This window comes from Nocardia sp. NBC_00403, from assembly GCF_036046055.1.
GTDB lineage: Bacteria > Actinomycetota > Actinomycetes > Mycobacteriales > Mycobacteriaceae > Nocardia.
In genome coordinates this window covers 5061953-5079315 of sequence record NZ_CP107939.1, presented here as the reverse complement: position 1 = coordinate 5079315, position 17363 = coordinate 5061953, and the positions used below count along the sequence as shown (strand labels likewise).

Below are 17363 nucleotides of genomic sequence, written 5' to 3'. Positions count from 1 at the left end.
AGGGCACAGCCGCACCGGATCGCATGGCCGGATTCGGGCGGCGTGCTCCGTTCCCCCGACGTTGCGATCTGACGAAAGATCAACTCAACGCTCGCAGGCCGCGCCCATAGGGCCGAATCCCGGCCACGTGAATCAGCCTATGTCACAGCAGCATCCCGGTGGAGGTTGCGCTACTTCAAGTCGTCGACAGCGGCGGGTTCGATCGGACAGCTCACCGTGCGTGGCACATCGATCCGCGCATTTCCGAGCACGGGTGGGCTCGACGCATTATTCGAGACGGTGGCTATACGGACGGTTTCGACGGGAACCGATTGGTCGCCGAGAATATCGAGTGCCCCAGCCCCGGCCAGAATGAAGCCAGCGGTAGCGACAATGAGCTTCGAACATGTCATGACCTGCTCCCGCTGGTTGGGCGAGCTTGCTTACCGAGCCCGAGCCGTCCCGTGGATGCCTCGCGCTCCATTGGTCGCTAGAAATTTGCCGTTGGGTTCAAACCGTAAGTCGCGATTCGCTAGTTGATCAAGACACAGATGGGTTACGAATTCGATAATTCGGGGTGTCACTGCCTGGTATCCGACGAGATTCGCGGTAGATCGCGGTCTCACGATGCAGTCTGCGCTTACAGTGGCTCACTCCGGTTGCCGTCTTCGAAATGGGCGACATCGAGCTGAAGCCGCCGACTAGTCGCCTCGATGTCAGCCCGGGCCCAACCCGGGCGTCGCCACCGTGGACGCGGGCAATCTCGTGGCAATCGGTCTTGTCGCCCAGCCCGCTCCTAACCTCACCGCCTGGGGCCAGGCACTCGATGCAGCAGAAGGAGATCATTCGGGCCCGAAAGAGGCTATGTCGCATCCGATGGACTGGAGTTGGTCGAAACGTCCTGCTACCGCCCGAATACAAGATCGTCGAGCGAGCACGTGGTGGTACCGAGTTCGGCCCCACACTCGCTGGAACTGCGGCTGCCGCAATTGTGCGCCTCAGGGGTCGCGCACCACGAAGACAAGCCGCCAACGGCGAAGTCATCGGATCCACCAGCGGAAGAACCGATCCACTGTATCGGCGATACCCGGGCAAAGGCCGGCAGAGCGGAATCTGCATTGGGCGAAACATGGTGGGATGCTTGCTGATCCGTTTGTGTCGGTGCGTGCCGCTAGTCTGCTGGCATGGTCGGACCGGACTCGGCGCTGCGCCGACTGATGCGCGAAGCAGGGAAGCTGCTGCAGCCGTATGGCTTTCACGGCTCGGAGGCTATCTGGGTGCGAGTCGTGCCGGGTGGCGTGGCGTCGGTCGGCCGCACCCGGACACTGCGCACCTGGACCGGAGGGCAGCAGGTGCTCAGATTCGGACTGAGCCTGAGCGCTACCCCGACCGCCTGGTGGGAATTCTGTAACTGGCGCAATGCGCAGCTGGGTCTCCCGCTCACACCGCTAGAGCAGGCCACCGGCCCCGGCCTGATCGGCGACCACGGCCTACCGGATGACCTCACCGAGTTGTGGTCTCTACAGGTCGACCCGACACAACCGGGCCGGCAAGCGCTGCAAGCAGACATCGACGCTATCCGCGCCGAGCTGCCTCGGCGCGTGCACGCCTACGCGCGCCGGGCGCTGCGGCTGCTGGAACCGGACCGGTACCTCGACGAACTGTTGGCCGACCCGAACCCGCGGATCGAGACCTGGGAGGCGATCATCGTCCTGCTCGCCAACCGCGGACCAGGACTGCAACTCGACGACGCATGCATCCAATTCCGGGCATGCCTCGCGGAGCGGGACGCGGCGGCGTACGCAGAGAACCTCATCGCGTACGCACAAGGCCGTGCCGCCCTGGTTTGAGTAGGTACGGGCACTAGTTCAAGCCGTGCGCCGTACCACCGGCGGGATGCCGAGCGGACGCGCTTCCGGCGGCACCCGAGACTAGCGTCAGAACCGGGTACGACCCCGAACTCGACGACTACGACTCAGTCTGGAAGACGCTGTCATCGATGACTGATTATGGATACCAGCGACGCTCCCTGGGTCGGTTCCCGGCCGAGGACATCGCGCCGCGGTGGCCTACCTGGCGGGGTCCCGGCGGCCGCTATGTCACAGGCACCACCCCCGCCGTGGACGGCGGATACACCAGCTGACGGCGAGCCGTCCCCGTCCATTCGCCGCCCGCCCGGCCGGCCGCGAGTGGACAGGGGACCCGGCCGGTGGCCGCCAATCGGGGATCATGCCTCTGTTCGAGGCCGGGCCGCGCCCGCTGCGGTTCGGATGATGTTCGCGACCACGTCGGGGCGGGAGACATAGACGGCATGGCTTCCCGGGGTCTCGATGACGGTCGCACCGATCCGTTCGGCCATCGAGGCTTGCGCCGCGGGCGGGATCATCTTGTCCTCGGTGACTCGCAGGTACCAGCTGGGCTTCAGCCGCCAGGCGGCCTCACTCACGGTCCCGCCGAGCGCGTCCAAGCCCCACGGAACTTGGGAATCGGCCAGGAACGCCGCTTCCTGCGAGGAGAGGTCCCCGGCAAATGATTCGTGGAACTTCGTCCTGTCGAGGAACAGGTATCCCTGCTGAGGTGCCAGGATCGGGGGCTGAGGTCCGTCTTGGGGGAAGCCGGCGATGAGTGTGTTCACCGACTCGCCCTTATCCGGGGCGAAAGCGGTGATGTAGACGAGGGCGGCGACCTTGTCGTGGGTACCTGCTTCGGTGATGACCGCTCCGCCGTAGGAATGTCCGACGAGGACGACCTCGCCATCGATGTCGTCGAGGATCTGTCGTGTGGTTGCGGCGTCGTCGGCGAGCGACTTGGTCGGGTTCTGCACGACGCGCACGCTGATGCCGTCTCGAGTGAGCTCGTCATAGACCGCCCGCCATCCGGACCCGTCCACGAAACCTCCGTGAACCAGGACGACGGTCTTGTTATTCGCACTCATTCGGGTCTCCTCTGCACTGAATTGCTGTTCGGCACAACCGAATCTAGGTTCGTGGCAGGGCTGCTGAATCCGTCAATTGACGTAGGTCAGCCGGGATGTCTGCGCATCGCGTCGCGCAGTGCGCTGCGGGTGGTGATGCCGAGCTTCGGGAACACGCGGTGGAGGTGGGTGGAAACCGTCCTCGCCGAGAGGAACAGTCGCTCGGCGATCTCCTTGTTGGTCAGTCCCGACGCCGCCAGTTCGGCGACCGCCTGTTCTTGTGGCGTCAGCACAGAGCCACGGATCTCTGGTAGCGCGGGCTCGCCTGCCGCTCGCAGTTCCGACCGGGTCCGTTCCAGCCATGGAACCGCTTGCAGTCGTTCGAATGCCTGGGCCGCAGCCGTCAGATGGGCTCGGGCTGCCGCTGGTTCACGCTCTCGACGCAGCCGTTCCCCGTAGAGCAGTTCTATTCGGGCGCGGTCGAATACCCATCGATCGCTATCGGGAGTGGCCAGGGTGTCCTCGAACAGCTTGCGCCAGTCGTGTGGATCGGTGACGGCGAGCGCGGCGATGGTCAGCATCCGGAGCCTGACGGAAAGCCCGGGCAAACCGGCCGTGACAGCGGCCTCGGCGTGGGTTCGCGCCTCGACAAGCCTGCCGCTGCGGGCCGCTGCCTCGGTGAGGTCGAGCACCAGCCACACCGCGTGTGGTGTGTAGCGCGGAAAACCACCCGGTGCGTTGACCGACGCCGCATGCCGGTACGCCTCGTCGAAACCTGAGCGCCCGAGCGCGGAAAGACATCGGATGTGGGATGAGTAGGCGGCGTAAGTCACGAGGTGCCGTGGCGCGGCCCACAGCAGCAGTTCCTCGGCGGCAAGGTCGGCGGTGTCGGTGTGGCCACGGGCCGCATCGACGAGGGCGCGCAGGAATTGGCCGGGTCCCGCGAGCAATGTGTAGCCGAGCTCGGCACACAATTGCAGCCCCTCATCGGCGACCTCGATCAGTTCATCCCAGTCGCCTTCGAAGAAATCGACCTGCGCAATCAAAAACAAAGCTTCGATAGCCTTGGCGATCGCACCGCCACGGCGACCGTCGGCGATCACTCGCCACAAGGATTCGCGGGCAACACCGATGCGATCGACATAGGCGGCCGCCGTCGCGACGCGGATGATCCGCAGTGGATCGGAGGAGAAGCGCAGTCCGTCGAGTGCGTCACTGAGCTGTCGCAGAGCTTCCTGGGTGGCTTCGACCGGGTTGACGAAGATGTGGTGTAGCAACGACAGCGTGTCCGGCGGCTGCGGCTCGGCGCGCTCGAGAACCTCGCTGATGTCGTTCCAGAGTTCCGGTCGTCCACTGAAGAAGCCGACATACAGCAACGTGTGCAAGGCCTCGATCATGGTGTCCTCGCCGGAACCGATATCACGATCGTGAACTCGAATAGTCGCGAGTAACAACCTGCCTGCGGTGGTGGCGTCACCTTCGTCGTTGAGGAGTTGGGAGGCCGCGGCGACTGCCGCTTCCAATGACGGTGTTTCGCCGACCTCGGTGCGGTTCGCTTCCACCAGCAGGCGGGATGTATCGGCGAGGTCGCCGGTGATCAGTGTCCCCAGATAGGCCGCGCGCGCTGTGCGCCGGGCGCGATCGGAGTCCGAGGTGCTCAGCTCAGCGGCCCGCAGCATCGCAGCCGTCGCGCGCCTGCTGTCGCCATGACGAATCATCTGCTGCGACAACGCTTCCAGCGACGCGGCGATCTCCTCGTCGGGACCGACTGCCGCCTGCCCGAGATGCCAGGCCCGCCGTTGTGGTTGCCTGGCGAAAGCCTCGGCGAGGATGCGATGGACATGACGGCGTTCCTCGCTCGTCGACTGCTCGATGACCGCCGACCGAATCAGCGGATGACGGAACTCCACCCTGCCGGTGCGAGGGTTCGCGCGGACAACCCCCGCGCGCTCGGCCGGCGGCAGATCGGCCAGCCCCGCCGGTGTGGGTGCACAGTCCTCGAAAGTCATGCTGTTTTCGGCACCGGCGAGAACGACGAACAACAACATCCGCCGCGTTCGGTCCGGCAACCCCGCGAGGCGATCGGCGAATAATCTTTGCAACCGGTCGGTCAGCGGCAAGACTGCAGGCAAATTGGCCGGGGGACTCCCCTTCTCGAACGCAACCGGCAACTCGAGCAGCGCCAGCGGATTACCCTGTGCGTCGGCACGTAGGCGTCGACGCACATTCGCGGTCAGCGCCGGATACGCGGCACGCAGCAGCGCGTCGGAGTTACCGTCGTCCAGCGCCGGCAGGTCATGGACACGGAAACCACTGCGGGTGAAGCCATCATCGGAATCCGCGCGCACTGCGACGACCATCCGGATGTCGATCCCTGTCCAGCGCCGGGCTGCGTAACTCAACGCCATCGTGCTGGACAGATCCAGCCATTGCACATCGTCGACGATCATCAACAGCGCAGCGCCCTGTCCCGCTGCCGCTCCCAGCAGTGCCAGCGTCGCAGCGCCCGCGATCAGCTGCGATGGCATCGCCCCCGGCTCCAACCCCATGATCACATTCAACGCTTGCCGATGTGCAGCACTGAGCTCGCTGATTCCGTTCAACAACGGGTGCAAAAGCTGATTCAGCGCACCGAACTTCAGATCGGCTTCGTACTCGAGCGCCGCCGCCCGCAACACCCGAATGCCGTGGGACGCCGCGATATCGGCAGCCATATCCAGCACGGCGGTCTTTCCCACGCCCGGCTCACCGCGGACGACCAACGCCGGCTCGTCGCCGGCCTGTCCGAGGACGAACTCCGTAATCAGATCACGCTCGACCTCACGACCAACCAACACGGCGACCCAACCCCCGTTCGACAGTACTGTTCACCGAGTTGGCGCCACCAAGTGAACAGTAGGACAACTACTTTCGCTACACAATCGACTCAGCCAGTGTCTGACTCAACTTGCGCAGCAGGTCGGTGAGAGCCAGCCGCTCATCAGCGGTGAGGCCGGAGATCAACCGCGCCTCGTTGTGGACGTGTTGCTCGACCACTTCGTCGATGACCTCACGGCCCCGGTCGGTCAGCTGGATCAGTCGACCGCGAGCGTCGTCGTCGGCCGCGCGCCTACTGACCAGTCCGGCGCGCTCGAGTCGGTCGACGCGCTTGGTGACCGCCCCGGAAGTCACCATCATCGACTCGCACAGCTCACCGGCGCTCAGCTCGAACGGGCGACCGGAGCGCCGCAGGGTGGCAAGCACATCGAACTCGCCCCGACCCAGGTCGTGGTCGCTGAAGACTCGACAGAGCTGCTCGTCCAGCGCCAAGTGCAGGCGGGAGATTCGGCCGATCACATGCATCGGGCTCGGGTCGAGGTCGGGCCGTTCGCGGCGCCACTGACCGACGATGCGATCGACAGCGTCGGGTTCGGGCGAGTTGCGGTCCGTAGCCATTCGTTGACTATACCTTCCATGGAAGGTAATTTATCTTCCATGGAAACTAACTCCCTATCGAGACCTTCTTCCGGCATATCGGCCAGGCTGTTCGACTCGGGGATCACCGCGCTCGCGCCTGCCGCATGGGGAACGACCTATTCATCGAATGGTGACCTACTGCCGCCGGACCGGCCCGCACCGACCGCTCTGGCATGAAGAGCGGCCAGCAACTCCTTACCGTGGGCGTGACGGCGCTGGCACCTGCGATCTGGGGAAGCACCTACCTGGTAACGACCGAGTGGTTGCCGCCAGACCGCCCATTGCTGGCCGCCACCGTGCGGGCGCTTCCCGCGGGCCTGATTCTGCTGACCTTCACCCGCACGCTGCCGATCGGGATCTGGCGGTGGCGCGCCCTGGTGCTCGGAACGCTCAACATCGGCGCGTTTCTCTTCCTGTTGTTCGTCGCCGCCTATCGCCTACCGGGTGGAATAGCAGCAATGATCATGTCGGCGCAGCCGATGCTTGTACTGGCCTTGGCGGCAATGCTCATCGGGGACAAAATTCGATACACGCACGTGGCGGCCTGCGCGCTCGGTGCGGGCGGTGTCGCGTTGCTCGTGCTCAAAGGGGACAGCGGCGCTGGATTTTCTCGGCGTGGCGGCGGCACTGGCCGGCGCGGCCAGTATGGCTACCGGCATCACGCTGACCAAACTGTGGGGGCGCCCGGACGGAGTGGGGCTACTGCCCTTCACTGGCTGGCAACTCACCGCAGGCGGACTCGTGCTGTTGCCCTTCACGCTGTTCGTCGAAGGGCTGCCGACCACCATCAGTGGAACCAACACCATCGGATTCGGCTATCTCATCTCCCTAGGCGCTGTCCTCAGTTATGCGATTTGGTTCCGTGGGATAGAGAGATTGCCGGCACTGGCCGTCTCGTTCCTTGCCTTGGGCAGCCCGATCGTCGCAACCCTCCTCGGATATCTGTTTCTGCATCAGACGTTGTCGATTTTGCAGCTGGCCGGAACTCTGGTGATTATCGGCGCCGCGCTGCTCGCGCAACCCCGACCGGTCAACCCATGAGGGCTCCTCTCAACGGCCCCCTGAAGCGGCAACCCAGCAATGCCCGGACCGAAGCCATCGCGAACAGTAAAAAAGGGTAGTCAATGATTGCTCGATGCAGATAACCGGAACTACAAAAAAAACTCAGTTGATCCGTTTCTCCGTATAGTCATAATCTGAAACATCAGAGAGTAGAAATTGGCCACACAAGATGAACACCCATACTCGGCCCTGAGATCATGGCTGGGAGTTTCCGCCATCACATCCAGCTTATTCGTCTTCGTCACCACCGAACTGATGCCCGTCGGCCTACTTACTCCGGTAAGCGCAAGCCTGAACATATCGGTGGGCGTTGCGGGGCTGATGGTTACTTTGTACGGCATCTCAGCCGGACTGGGCGTACCGTTTATCGTGGCATGGACCAGGCGCGTCAACCGACGAGTGCTGCTGTCCGCGCTACTGGCGATATTGGCCCTTGGAAACCTGATCACCGCCATCTCACCGAACTATCCGCTGGTCTTGACAGCGCGGCTGATCATGGGATTTGCCAACGGGGTGTTCTGGGCCATAGGCGTAGGCATGGCGATGCGCCTTGTTCCAGGACGCCACGCGAGCAGAGCGGCCGCGGTCGCACTGTCCGGCATCTCGATCGCCGCAGTAGTCGGCATGCCGCTAGGAACATTCCTTGAAAGCCTCACCAGCTGGCGAACCACGTTCCTTATCTGGAGCGGCCTCAGCGCGCTGGTGTTCCTCGCGGTCGCTGCCATAATTCCATCACTACCATCGGATAATGCGGTTTCGGTCCGGGAAGTCTTCAAGCTTCCACTCGATAACGTACGACTACGCCTGGTGATGTTTACCGTCGTACTATATGTACTCGGCCATTTCGGGGCGTACACTTTCATACGACCCTTCTTGGAGAATAATTCATCAGCCACGCCCGCCTATATCACAGGATTGCTGATAATTTATGGCGCCGGAGGGGCGGCCGGAAATTTTATCGCCGGATATACCTCGACCAAGAATCTGAGGGCCAGCTTCATCGTCGCCTGCACGGGACTCGTGGCGTCCTTGCTGTTGCTGCTCACAATCGGTCACGGGCAGGCCGGTCTGATTATCTCGGTGGCTCTCTGGGGAGTTTCCTTCGGCGCCATGAACCTGTGTCAGATCAATATGACGCTCGCTGCCGCGCCCGACACCTTCGAAGCCGCGATGTCACTCAATACCTTGGGATACAACACCTCTATCGCGCTCGGAGCACTTTTCGGTGGGCTGTTCGCCGATCATTCAGGTGTCCGAAGTGTCTTCTGGTTCGGTGTGGCGCTGACAGCAGCTTCGCTGCTCGTCACACTCAGCAGTCGCCGGAAGCCCACACGCACCGTCCCCGACGACGCGTCGTCCGCCAGTGATCAGCCGGTCCTTCAATCCTGATGAAGGAGTGACGGACGCTTGACAATCTCCTTGTAGAACACCCAGCCGCGCTGCTCGGCGGTCTCGGGGAACACTCCGCGCAGCGCGGGAAGGTCATTGCCAGAGGCTTATCAGGATGGTCTTCGCCTCGATCCGCGATCGTGCTCCCGCGTTGCCGCCATGCGTGTCGGCGAAAACCCATGCGCCGATATACCTTATCGACCGGGACGTTCGAGATCTTTCAACTCCTGTTGGAGACGCTCGAGGGCCGCGCGAATGGCGTCGATCTGCGCGTTGAGTTCGGCGATCTTCGCTTGATCCACAGCCTGCGGGGATTCCGCTGGTGGGGGTGGCGGTGATGCGGGCTGCCGGCCTGGTGGCGGTGCGGGCGCGGGGCCGTCGCCGGGTGCGGTGGCAAGTCTGCCGGTGTCGGCGCCGAACACCTGGTCGAGCGCCTCGGCCAGCGTCGGGGCGTAGCCGACGCGGACGCCACCGGTGCCCGGGTCGCGGTAGCTGACGAGGACCCGTGCCAGTTGCGGGAACGTCGATCCGTTCGGTGTTGTCGAAATCCGCTCGGTGAAGAGTGGCTCAACGTAGAGCACCCCACCGTCGGCGATCGGGAAGGTGAGCAGGTTGCCGTACTGGATCCGGTTCGAACGCTCGAGCAGAGTTCGCTCGGACGCCACTCTGGTGTCGGAGATCATCGAGTTCTGGATCTGCTGCGGTCCCTGGGTGAGTGTGTCGGTAGGTAGCTGCAAGACGCTGATCTTGCCGTAGTTCTCGGGGTCGGAATGGGCGGAGACGTAGGCGGAGAGGAATTCCCTGTTGAAACCGACCATCGCGCTGGCCAGACGGAACGACGGCCGGGCGTTGTCCGGGTCGCCCAGCAGGACGTAGAACGGGTGCTGGTGCGGGTTGGTGTCAACGGTCGGGTCACTGGGCACCGACCAGAAAGCGTTGTTGGTGAAGAACTCTCGTGGTTCATCGACGTGGTATTTGGCGAGCATCTCGCGTTGGATCGTGAACAGGTCCTCCGGATACCGGAAGTGGGCTCGCAACTCGGCGCTGATCGACTCCTCGGGTTCGACCGTGCCGGGGAAGACGCTCATCCATGCCGCCAGAACCGGGTCGTGCTGGTCGATTTGGTAGAGGGTGACCGTGCCGTCGTAGGCGTCGACGGTGGCCTTGATCGAGTTTCGTAGGTAGGAGATCTCTCGGGGATGGCGGATGCCGATGTTGTCGCCCGGCTCGAGGGCTTCGAGCGAGCTGCGTTTGGCGTAGGGGTAGCCGTCGATTGTGGTGTACGCGTCGACGATCCAGACGATCCGGCCCTTTACGACCGCTGGGTAGGGGTTGTTGTCGGTCGTCAACCACGGCGCGACGAGCTCGACGCGATGGCGCGGATCCCGGTTGAAGATGATCTTCGATCCGGGACCGATCGCTTTGGAGAAGATGATGTTGCGTTCGGTGTAGCTGGTGGCGAAGGCCAGCCGGTTGAGCCAGTTCCCGATCGAGACGCCTCCGGCGCCGGTGTAGGTGTATTTGGTGGAGTCGGTGTCGTATTCGCGGGGTTCGGTGCTGCCGCCGACGATGGCATAGTCAGGGCTCGCCTGCGCAATCATCTCGCCGTAGTAGATGCGCGGCTGATCCACCGGGATCACTTGATGCCCGGACGCCAGGGACGCGATGTCACTGACCGCGTAGATGGGGTATCCGCTGTTGCTGCTGGCGGCGTCGTGGTCGGCGTTGCGGACTGCGGCGTTGACACGGTTGGCCGGTGCGGCAACGAAGCCGTCTCCATGGGTGTAGACGGTGTGCCGATTGACCCAGTGGGTCTGATTGCCGCTCAACGCATTCGGGGTCAGCTCGCGGACCGCCACCACGTAATCACGTAGTTCCTTGCCGATGCGGTAACGATCCAGGTCCAGATTCGTCGGGAAACTGTAGAAGTTCTTCAGCTGTTGCTGCTGAGTGAAGGTTCGCGAGAGCACATTCGGATCGAGCAGGCGGGCGTTGGCGATCGTGGTCACGTCCGCCGCAACCTCGGGCGGCGGCTTGGTACCGATGCCGGGATAGGCCCGGTACTCGACCCGGTCGCCATCGATCCCGTACGCCTGTCGGGTCGCTGCGATATTGCGTTCGATGTACACGCGTTCCATGTCGGCGGCGTTCGGGCGAACCGAGAACTGCTCGACAACAAGCGGCCAGACGCCGCCCACCAGGATCGACGAAAGCAGCAGTAGCGCGGCCGCCATCGCCGGGATTCGGAGGTCCCGAACCACGACGGCGGCGAAGACCGCCGCGGCGCAGATGACGGCGATCGCGAAGAGAATCAGGCGGGCGGGCAGGACTGCGTTGATATCGGTGTAGCCGGCACCGGCGAAGGTCGGTTCCTTTCTGCTGCTCGACAGCAGCGAATATCGGTCGAGCCAGTAGGCGGCTGACTTCAAGACGATGAACATGCCGGCGAACACCGCCAGCTGGACGCGGGCGGCGCGAATCAGGCCGCTCGTCTTTCCGGACAGCCGCAAACCCCCGAATAGGTAATGCGTCGCGAGGCTGACCACGAACGCGAGAACGGTTGCGACGAACAGCCAATTCACAACGAGTCGATAGAAGGGCAGATCGAAAACAAAGAACCCGACATCATGTCCGAACTGGGGATCCGACACACCAAAGGACCCGCCGTGGATGAACAGTTGAACTGTCCCCCAACTCGACTGCCCGATAAGCCCGCAGACGAGACCCACCAAGGTAGCGATGCCCAGCCCGATCCGCGCCGGCCACCGGAGCACCACGGCGCGATACGGCCGAAGGACATCTTCTTCCGCGGAGCGGGTGAACAGGGGCCGGAACCGGAAAGCGAGCCACATCGCCGCGAAAAGGATGCCGCCGACGAACAGTGTGACCGCGACGAGCAGCGACAGGCGCGTGAGCAGCACGGTGAGCCAGACACCGCGGAATCCGACTTCACCGAACCAAAGCCAGTTCACGTAGACGCTGGTCAGTCGAGGAATGACCAGCAACGACACGACGAACACCACGAGGGTGATCAACAGTACCCGCGTGCCGCGATGTAACCGCCGCAGGCTGGGGCCGTCGCGTGCGCTCATCTCCCACACTCCCGTGGTTGCGTTGAGCCGAACGGTGTTAGCCGACGCATGACCATCTGGCCTGATTCTACCGGCGGCGGGTGATCCCGCCGCCGGTAGACTTCGCGATCATGTGGGAGGTCCTACCGTTCGGCACCATCGAGCCGACTGAAGATCGAACTCGAACCGGGCACGCATCACCGCCCCACTCATCAGTCGACGGCCGGCCGTTCGATCGGACTCCAACCATCATGTCCCGCTCGGCGGTGCCGGAGGAGAATAGGTGCCGAGTCCGAGCGGAGGTTGCGATGGCCAGCGTGGGAGTCGATTATCGGTTGCATGGGGTGCGGATCGTGCATGCCGACGAATTGGATCCGAATACGCCGCAGACACCAGGGATGAATCGCGCCGCGGCGATCAATGCAGCGCGGGCGGGCGCGCAGCGGCTATGGGCGGGGACGGCACTCATTCACCCCGATGCCAAAACCGGCGCGCACCATCATGGCCATGTAGAGACCGTCATCTACGTTGTTGCCGGCCGGGCTCGGATGCGGTGGGGCGACCGGCTCGAATACACCGCGGAGGCCGGGCCGGGCGACTTCATCTATGTCCCCCCGTTCGTGCCACATCAAGAGATCAACGCCAGTTCCGACGCGCCACTATCGTGCGTCGTGGTCCGCAGCGACCAAGAACCGGTTGTGGTCAACCTCGACCTGCCCGATATCGAATCGGATCCCCAGCAGGTGGCCTGGGTCGATGACCTGCATCCGCCACGCTGACAGTGCATCTGGTTCCGCGGCAGGCCATCGCTGATTTCTCGATCTCGGTCCAGTAGCCGGTGTTATGTTGGCGATGCCAAATGCGTTGTTTCAGCTCGTGTTGTTCCGTTTGTCGGCCGTCGATGCCCGCATCGGCGAACGGGTGTATGTGCGTCACCGTCAGGTTCGAGCGCAATACCGACCGCGAGGACAGGAGCACGGTTGTGAGCAAGCCTCGATATTTCCGGACGAGTACCGCAGTGATCGCCATGGCAGTGGCGGCGGTTTTCGTGCTGCCCGGATGTAGCGATGACTCGTCCGATACGAAGAACACCGCGAATGTGGGCGAACAATCGGGCGACAGTCCGCCGCGAAACCCGAACCTGGCCGCGCAGAAATACGCGGTCACCCACCTGGATTCCGGCCAGTCGGACAGTTTCCCGGACCCGGTGCCACGCGGCACCTTCCATATCGACCCGAAGCAGATGCCGCGAGTGGCGACCGGGCCGGTCAACATCATCGCGCTGGCGTCGACGGACTCGAAGTACCGGTGGATCTCCTCGACCTCCGGTGTGCGGTACGTCGACGTGTCCGACGGCGGGTTCCGGCAGGTCGCATCGATGGATACACCCGGTGTCGCGCCGATTCCGCCTCGGGCGTTGGATCAGGTCCTGGATCAGAACTTCTCCGACGTAGGTCAGATCGAAACCGCCATCCGCGACGATTGGGGCGGGGCGACCTGGCAGCGGATCGCCAACGGCGTCTACAGCCTGGTCGACAAGGACAACAACGTCTATTACGTCACCCAGAACTCGGAGATCGTGAAGTTCGGGCTGAAGAATAAGGACAAGCCCGAGGACGGTATCGAGATCGTCGCACAATTGGACTTCAAGCCGTGGCTGGGCGCCGGGACGACAACGCTGGGTATTCCGGAGAACATCGTCGGCGTCAACATGACATACGACGGGCAGCTGACCGTGCTCGGATCTCGCGCGTTGTTCGTCATCGATCGCACGCTGGCCGGTGAGCCTCAGCAGGTTCGGTTCGGAGACGACGAGACCGTCTCCAATTCGATGGCCATCGACGAGAAGGGTGGCATTTACGCCGCGACGGACAAGATCATGCGCAAAGTGGTGTGGACCGGAAGCAAACTGTCCACGGCCGAAGCCGACGGCGCCTGGTCATCGCCGTATGACTTCGGTCGCCAGCCTCCTGCGGTGAAGTTCGGTATCGGCACCGGCTCCACACCGACGCTGATGGGCTTCGGCACAGATACCGACGAATTGGTGGTGATCACCGATGGCGCCGACCATATGAAGCTGGTCGCGTTCTGGCGTAACAAGATCCCCGACGGGTTCACACAGAAGCCGAGCACCAAATCCGATCGCATCGCCGATCAGATCGAGGTGACAGCGGGCCTGTCCGATCCAAAGCCGGAGTTCATCCAGAGCGAGCAGTCGGTCGTCGTGAACGGTTACGGCGCGTTCGTGGTGCAGAACATCGGGGCCGAGGGCGCACCCGATCGCCTGGTGGATGTGATCGCCAACGGGCCGGTCTTCCAGCCCCCGCACGGCATGCAACGATTCGAATGGGATCCGAACGCCGACAAGTGGACCCCGGCATGGACCCGCGGCGATGTCGTATCCACCTCGATGGTGCCCGCGGTATCCAGCAGGGCCGGGATCGTCTTCGTCAACGGCTATAGCAAAGCCGACGGCTGGGAGGTCACCGGTATGGATTGGCAGACCGGAGAAACCGTGCACCGCACCATCTTCGGTCAATCGAACCTCGGCAACGGCGCGTACGCGATCGTCGAAGCCTTCCCCAACGGCGACCTGCTGTTCAACAGCATCGGCGGTCCCCTCCGCGCCAAGATCGCCGAGTAAGCACGCGGGTCTCGGGCTGCAATAACCGCGAAGCCACGCACTGTTGCAGCCCGACCACGCGAAAGCTCACCGGCGTGGTCTGATGCCGAATCGACGAGTCCAGCGGCTGCCGGCGCGCCTCGATGGCTCAGCGATGGATCGCCGAATCATCCTGTCCGTAGCCGAGTTTCACGTCATGGACCACTTCGCCACCGATCACCGTCACGCGACTGGACACCGGCGGATAGCCGCGAGCCACCACGGTGTACTGCCCCTCGGGTAGATCACTGACGACGTAGCGGCCGTTCTCGTCGGTGCGAGCGGTGGCGGTCAGGTCGCCGTCAGCATCCAAGACGGTGATCTGGACGTCGGGAACGAATCGGTCGCCGTCCGACCATGCCGATCCGGCGAGCACCGCCATCGGAGCCAGGTCGATGTCCTGGCGCAGCAGGCCGCTGTCGGGCATGGTCAGGGTGGCGGCGTTCGGACGCATATGCTCGGCGACGGCGACCAATGTGTAGGTGCCCGACACGACGCCATGACAGACGTAAACGCCGTCACCCGCCGTAATGGCCGCGCCGACGACCTCGCCGCGCATGTCGGTGAGCGTGACGGTCGCGCCGGCCAGCGGTTCGCCGCGCCGGGCCGATCTGACCACTCCCGACAACTCGCCGGAACCCATGAGCGTCAGATCCAATTGCAGGGTCCGGTGGCCGACGGCGACGCTCACCGCCTCCGGCTGATGTCCGGTTGCGGACGCGATCAGCACGTAGTTACCGCCCTCTGGCACACCGATGACGTACCCGCCGTGCGGATCGCCGGTCGCCCGGGAAACCTGGTGCCCACGCTGGTCGATCAGAGTCAGCGCGGCTCCGGGCACCGGCCGGCCGTCCCCGTGCCGGATACGACCGCGGATCGAGCGGCGATCGGGTTCGGAGCGGACTTCCATCGAATCCGGATCCGCCGCTGTCGTTCCCGACACCGAGACCTGGTACACACCGTTGCCCTGATGATCGACCGAGAGGTGCCCACCCGCCAGCACCGGCGCAGGTTCGGACAAGGCCTGCGTGGCGCCCTCCCACACCTGCGACTCCTCCCACGTGGAGTCCGCGCCTACCGACTGCGCGACGAGCTCGGCCTCCGCGGGCACGGCGGACCCCGGGACCGGATCGTCCTGCAGCGGAATCTCCTTCATGAACACCAGCACAATCGCCCCGAGCAGCGCGACCGCGGCGGCGACGTAGAACACTCCCGACATGGAACTGGTGAATCCGGTCAGGATCGGCACCCGCAGATCCTCCGGCAGCTCCGCGATTCCACTCGTATTGCTCTGCATGCTGCTGAGCTGGGCGGCGTCGAAACCGTCCGGCAGCTGTCCGCCGAACGCATCGATGATCTTGTGTGGCAACAGGTTGAACAGAATCGTCAGGAAGACCGCGACCCCCAGCGTCCCGCCCATTTGCCGGAAGAATGTCGCGGCCGCCGTCGACACGCCCATATCCGAACGCGGACCGGCGTTTTGGGCCGCGATGATCAGCGTCTGCATGCAGCCACCGAGGCCGACCCCGATGATTCCCGCGTACACCAGCGGCTGCCACAGCGGGCTGTCATAGAGCACGCGCGCGTGCAGCGCGGCGCCGACCGCCATCACGAAGGAGCCGAGCACCGGCAGCGCCTTGTAATGACCGGTGGCCTTGGTGATCTGCCCGGCCACCTGCGAGCCGATCATGATGCCGAGCACCAGTGGCAGCATCAGCAGACCCGACTTCGTCGGCGAGTAGCCGCGCACCACCTGGAAATACTGCGGCACCATGACGATGGCCCCGAACATCGCGATACCGACGATGAAGCCACCGATGATGGCGACGCTGAACGTCGAACTCTTGAACAGCCGCAACGGGATCAGCGCGGCGTCCTTCATCAGGAATTCGATGAACAGGAACAGCACCAGCCCGGCCGCGCCGATGCCGTAGCAGATCAGTGCCCGGTCGGAACTCCACCCCCAGTTCCTGCCCTGTTCAGCGACGATCAGCAGCGGCACCACACAGATCGTCAACGCCAACGCGCCGAACCAGTCGATCCGGTGCTGCTGACGCTGATGCGGCACATTGAGCACTTTGGCGACCACACCTAGCGCCAGCACGCCGATCGGCACGTTCACCAGGAATACCCAGCGCCAGCCTTCGAGCCCCCAGAGGTCGTCGTAGTTGGAGAAGAAACCGCCGAGCACCGGGCCCAAGACCGTGGCCGAACCGAAGACCATCATGAAATAACCCTGGTAGCGCATACGTTCGCGGGCGGGCACGATGTCGCCGATGATGGTGAAGGCCAGCGACATCAGCCCACCGGCGCCGAGGCCCTGGAATGCCCGGAAACCCGCGAGTTCGTACATCGAGGTCGCGAAGGTACAGGCGATGGAGCCGAGGACGAACAGGCCGATTGCGGTGAGATAGAAGGGCTTTCGCCCATAGATGTCGGCCAGCTTGCCGTACAGCGGTGTGGTGATCGTCGCGGTGATCAGATATGCCGTTGTCGCCCAGGCCTGCTCGTCGAATCCGTGCAGACTGTTCGAGATCTTGACGATCGCCACGCTCACGATGTTCTGGTCGAGTGCGGCCAGAAAGATGCCGAGCAGCAGGCCGGACAGGATGGTCAGGATCTGCCGGTGTGACAGCGACGCGTCCTCGCCTGCGTCCAGGACCGGCGGCGCCGCCGGTGCCTGAATCGTGGAATTCGTCATGTGGGGGCCCTAATTCTGATCGGCTAGCTGCGGTGGAGTGTCTCGAAACCTGTTGCACACGGGTCACGAATAGTCGACCCGACACTCGACGAGGCCATGCGCCTTGCGATCTCGGCATGCAGTAGCTCG

The 17363-nt window shown here is 63.7% G+C and carries 12 protein-coding genes and 1 pseudogene; 7 read left to right on the top strand and 6 right to left on the bottom strand.

Annotation, left to right across the window (positions count from 1 at the left end; genetic code table 11):
* Positions 1–170 precede the first annotated feature (170 nt).
* Positions 171–392 carry a hypothetical protein gene (locus tag OHQ90_RS22530; protein ID WP_328400532.1) on the bottom strand — a complete coding sequence of 74 codons (222 nt, stop codon included), beginning with the start codon at positions 390–392 and terminating at the stop codon, positions 171–173.
* A 771-nt stretch (positions 393–1163) separates the two neighbouring features.
* On the opposite strand from OHQ90_RS22530, the gene OHQ90_RS22525 reads away from it, so the two are divergent.
* Positions 1164–1829 carry a hypothetical protein gene (locus OHQ90_RS22525; protein ID WP_328400530.1) on the top strand — a complete coding sequence of 222 codons (666 nt, stop codon included), beginning with the start codon at positions 1164–1166 and terminating at the stop codon, positions 1827–1829.
* 149 nt (positions 1830–1978) lie between these two features.
* Positions 1979–2122: a hypothetical protein gene (locus OHQ90_RS22520; protein ID WP_328400528.1), complete on the top strand. Its 144-nt coding sequence runs from the start codon at positions 1979–1981 to the stop codon at positions 2120–2122.
* 84 nt (positions 2123–2206) lie between these two features.
* Here the strand turns inward: OHQ90_RS22520 and OHQ90_RS22515 are convergent, their stop codons facing one another.
* From OHQ90_RS22515 to OHQ90_RS22505, 3 genes are all read right to left on the bottom strand, one after another.
* On the bottom strand, positions 2207–2914 hold the full coding sequence (locus tag OHQ90_RS22515) for an alpha/beta fold hydrolase (protein ID WP_328400526.1): 708 nt from the start codon (positions 2912–2914) through the stop codon (positions 2207–2209).
* Between the two features lie 86 nt (positions 2915–3000).
* Complete coding sequence (locus OHQ90_RS22510) at positions 3001–5730, bottom strand: LuxR C-terminal-related transcriptional regulator (protein ID WP_328400524.1); 2730 nt, start codon at positions 5728–5730, stop codon at positions 3001–3003.
* 76 nt (positions 5731–5806) lie between these two features.
* Positions 5807–6328, bottom strand: a complete 522-nt coding sequence (locus OHQ90_RS22505) for a MarR family winged helix-turn-helix transcriptional regulator (protein ID WP_328400522.1) — start codon at positions 6326–6328, stop codon at positions 5807–5809.
* 194 nt (positions 6329–6522) lie between these two features.
* Here OHQ90_RS22505 and OHQ90_RS39475 point away from each other — a divergent pair.
* From OHQ90_RS39475 to OHQ90_RS22495, 3 genes and pseudogenes are all read left to right on the top strand, one after another.
* Positions 6523–6870 (top strand): annotated as a pseudogene (locus OHQ90_RS39475) (EamA family transporter); the annotation flags it as partial.
* A gap of 94 nt (positions 6871–6964) precedes the next feature.
* Positions 6965–7390, top strand: a complete 426-nt coding sequence (locus tag OHQ90_RS22500) for an EamA family transporter (RefSeq protein ID WP_328400520.1) — start codon at positions 6965–6967, stop codon at positions 7388–7390.
* A 177-nt stretch (positions 7391–7567) separates the two neighbouring features.
* Positions 7568–8800 (top strand): MFS transporter, encoded by a 1233-nt coding sequence (locus tag OHQ90_RS22495; RefSeq protein WP_328400518.1) that lies wholly within the window; start codon positions 7568–7570, stop codon positions 8798–8800.
* Between the two features lie 194 nt (positions 8801–8994).
* Here OHQ90_RS22495 and OHQ90_RS22490 read toward each other — a convergent pair whose 3' ends face one another.
* On the bottom strand, positions 8995–11892 hold the full coding sequence (locus OHQ90_RS22490; protein WP_328400516.1) for a UPF0182 family protein: 2898 nt from the start codon (positions 11890–11892) through the stop codon (positions 8995–8997).
* A 287-nt stretch (positions 11893–12179) separates the two neighbouring features.
* Here OHQ90_RS22490 and OHQ90_RS22485 point away from each other — a divergent pair, with 287 nt between their 5' ends.
* Both OHQ90_RS22485 and OHQ90_RS22480 read left to right on the top strand, forming a co-directional pair.
* Positions 12180–12650 (top strand): cupin domain-containing protein, encoded by a 471-nt coding sequence (locus OHQ90_RS22485; RefSeq protein WP_328400514.1) that lies wholly within the window; start codon positions 12180–12182, stop codon positions 12648–12650.
* A gap of 203 nt (positions 12651–12853) precedes the next feature.
* The gene (locus tag OHQ90_RS22480) at positions 12854–14515 is read left to right on the top strand and encodes a hypothetical protein (RefSeq protein ID WP_328400512.1); all 1662 of its coding nucleotides are present in this window, start codon (positions 12854–12856) and stop codon (positions 14513–14515) included.
* Between the two features lie 127 nt (positions 14516–14642).
* Here the strand turns inward: OHQ90_RS22480 and OHQ90_RS22475 are convergent, their stop codons facing one another.
* Entirely contained in the window at positions 14643–17234 is a 2592-nt protein-coding gene (locus tag OHQ90_RS22475) for an MFS transporter (protein WP_328400510.1), read from the bottom strand.
* Between the last annotated feature and the right edge of the window lie 129 nt (positions 17235–17363).

Bases quoted from the DNA above. Each gene is read 5' to 3' on its own strand.
- OHQ90_RS22505 (WP_328400522.1), bottom strand. From the start codon at position 6,328: ATGGCTACGGACCGCAACTCGCCCGAACCCGACGCTGTCGATCGCATC.
- OHQ90_RS22485 (WP_328400514.1), top strand. From the start codon at position 12,180: ATGGCCAGCGTGGGAGTCGATTATCGGTTGCATGGGGTGCGGATCGTG.
- OHQ90_RS22525 (WP_328400530.1), top strand. From the start codon at position 1,164: ATGGTCGGACCGGACTCGGCGCTGCGCCGACTGATGCGCGAAGCAGGG.
- OHQ90_RS22490 (WP_328400516.1), bottom strand. From the start codon at position 11,892: ATGAGCGCACGCGACGGCCCCAGCCTGCGGCGGTTACATCGCGGCACG.
- OHQ90_RS22515 (WP_328400526.1), bottom strand. From the start codon at position 2,914: ATGAGTGCGAATAACAAGACCGTCGTCCTGGTTCACGGAGGTTTCGTG.
- OHQ90_RS22475 (WP_328400510.1), bottom strand. From the start codon at position 17,234: ATGACGAATTCCACGATTCAGGCACCGGCGGCGCCGCCGGTCCTGGAC.
- OHQ90_RS22520 (WP_328400528.1), top strand. From the start codon at position 1,979: ATGACTGATTATGGATACCAGCGACGCTCCCTGGGTCGGTTCCCGGCC.
- OHQ90_RS22530 (WP_328400532.1), bottom strand. From the start codon at position 392: ATGACATGTTCGAAGCTCATTGTCGCTACCGCTGGCTTCATTCTGGCC.